This is a genomic window from Rhizobium sp. UBA1881 (assembly GCF_002338015.1).
Classification (GTDB): Bacteria; Pseudomonadota; Alphaproteobacteria; order Rhizobiales; family Rhizobiaceae; genus Rhizobium.
This window is the reverse complement of sequence record NZ_DDHH01000193.1, coordinates 406-967: the sequence shown is the minus strand read 5'-3', so window position 1 is coordinate 967 and position 562 is coordinate 406. Positions and strand designations below refer to the sequence as shown.

At 66.2% G+C, this 562-nt stretch carries 1 protein-coding gene and 1 pseudogene; both read right to left on the bottom strand.

Annotated features, from left to right (window positions below):
• Window positions 1-342 (bottom strand): chemotaxis protein CheW (locus B3605_RS23945; protein ID WP_296436490.1); only part of this gene is annotated, 342 nt, incomplete at its 3' end.
• 1 nt (window position 343) lies between these two features.
• Window positions 344-562 (bottom strand): annotated as a pseudogene (locus B3605_RS23940) (methyl-accepting chemotaxis protein); the annotation flags it as partial.

The following is a 562-nucleotide window of genomic DNA, read 5'->3' as shown; positions in this document are numbered from 1 at the left end:
CGCCGCCTCGATCTGGTCGCGCCTGAACGGCGTGACTTCGAAGACCCGGTCGGCGACGAGGCCGAGCGTGAGAAGCCGGCTCTCCATCGGGATGTCGAGGACGAGAACCCGCGTGTGCGACGTGGGCACCGTCTTCGACATGCCAAGCTTCAGCCTGAGATCGATGGTCGGGACGCCCTGGCCGCGCACGTCGCGCAGGCCAAGGAGATAGTCGGGACCATTCGGGATCTTGAAGGCCTCGGCATAGTCGAGGATCTCGCGAACCACCTCCACAGGCACGGCGAAGATTTCCTCGCCGAGGCTGAAGGTGACGAACTGCGCTTCCTGGGAGGTGGTTGCCATATTATGCGCTTTCCTTGAAATCGGCGTCGCCGTCATCGGGTCCGCCCATGGCCATGTCGAGTGCGAAGCCCTTGGCGCGGGCCTGCTGCGCCGAGACCGAGTTGGCAACCGGCTTGGAGGCAGGCTTGCGGGCGGCTGCGGGCGCGGGGCTGCGAACGCTGATGCGGGCGGCAGGCTTGCGGCTATCGCGGCTGCCGGCCATGTCGACCTTGAAGAAGGC